1 pseudogene is annotated in these 1,543 nt (G+C 57.4%); it reads left to right on the top strand.

Features of this window, described 5'->3' with window-relative positions:
- The first annotated feature begins 86 nt into the window (after window positions 1–86).
- A pseudogene (locus tag FMN63_RS27650) lies at window positions 87–1,472 on the top strand (IS3 family transposase).
- Window positions 1,473–1,543 lie beyond the last annotated feature (71 nt).

Below are 1,543 nucleotides of genomic sequence, written 5' to 3'. Positions count from 1 at the left end.
TGTTCCCCGTCAGCAACCATGAGACATATCGGCGAAATTGCCTAAGGAGGATTTCTGGCACATCGTAGCCCGCCAAGGGAGCGAAGATGAGACAGAAATCCGGGCCGCAGGAGTCGGCCGAAAAGCATGTAAAAGACATTCGCCGAAAGACCCGGCGCAAATTCTCAGCCGAGGAGAAGATCCGTATCGTGCTGGAAGGCTTGCGTGGGGAGTATTCGATCGCCGAACTATGCCGGCGTGAGGGGATCGCGCAGGGGCTCTACTACACCTGGTCGAAGGAGTTTCTCGAAGCTGGCAAGAAGCGACTGTCGGGTGACACCGAGCGCCAGGCGACATCCGGCGAGGTGACGGGCTTGAAGCGCGACATGCGCGACCTGAAGGAAGTCGTGGCGGATCTGACTCTAGAAAACCGCATTCTGAAAAAAAGCGTGATCAGGGATGGGGAGGATATCGAATGAGATACCCCGCATCCGAAAAGCTTGAAATCATCCGACTGGTCGAGCAATCGCACCAGCCTGTGAAAAGGACGCTTGAACAGATCGGCGTGTCGCGGCCAACCTTCTATCGCTGGTACGATCTGTATCGCAGGTTCGGCGAAGCGGCACTGGAAGACCGGCGCGGTGGCTCAGGCCGCGTGTGGAACCGTATCCCGAATTCCGTACGCGAGCAGGTGCTCGAAATGGCGCTCGACGAGCCTGAATTGTCCCCCAGAGAGCTGGCCATCAAGTTCACTGACGAACGTCGTTACTTCGTCTCGGAAGCCAGTGTTTACAGGCTTCTGAGGACCTGCGACCTCATCACTAGCCCGGCCTTCATCGTGATGAAAGCCGCCGATGAGTTCCGGGAGAAAACCACGGCGCCCAACCAGCTCTGGCAGACCGATTTTACGTATCTGAAGGTGATCGGCTGGGGATGGTTCTATCTGTCCACCGTGCTGGACGACTTCTCCCGATACATCATCGCCTGGAAGCTCTGTTCCGGCATGGCCGCGAACGATGTTCAGGACACACTCGATCTGGCACTGGAGGCCTCCGGGCTTGATGAAGTCAACGTCGTCCATCGCCCGAGACTTCTCTCAGATAACGGACCGTCTTACATCTCTGGCGATCTGGCAGAATATCTTGCCGGAAAGGGCATGACGCACACGCGCGGTGCCCCCTATCATCCGCAGACCCAAGGCAAGATCGAGCGCTGGCATCAGACACTGAAGAACCGGATCCTCTTGGAAAACTACTTTCTGCCAGAAGACCTGGAAGCGCAGATCGACGCCTTTATCGGATACTACAACCATCGGCGCTATCCGCTGGCCGGCAGGCGTTGCTTGCAACGCCGAGAGGCACGAGAGCCTGGACAATCTCACCCCGGTCGACGTCTATACCGGGCGCGGCCAGACCATCCTGCTCGAACGGGAGAAGATCAAGAGGAGGACCATGAAACAGCGGCGCTTGCAGCACGCCAAATCCGCTGCTTAACTGAAACCCAGATGTGCCAGACCCTCCTTTAGTCAGGCCGCTTGATGTCTCAATTTACCTGACGACGGACA

The organism is Stappia sp. BW2 (genome assembly GCF_008107695.1).
Taxonomy (GTDB): domain Bacteria; phylum Pseudomonadota; class Alphaproteobacteria; order Rhizobiales; family Stappiaceae; genus Roseibium.
The sequence above is the reverse complement of the archived record's forward strand: the minus strand, read 5'-3'. Positions and strand labels throughout refer to the sequence as shown.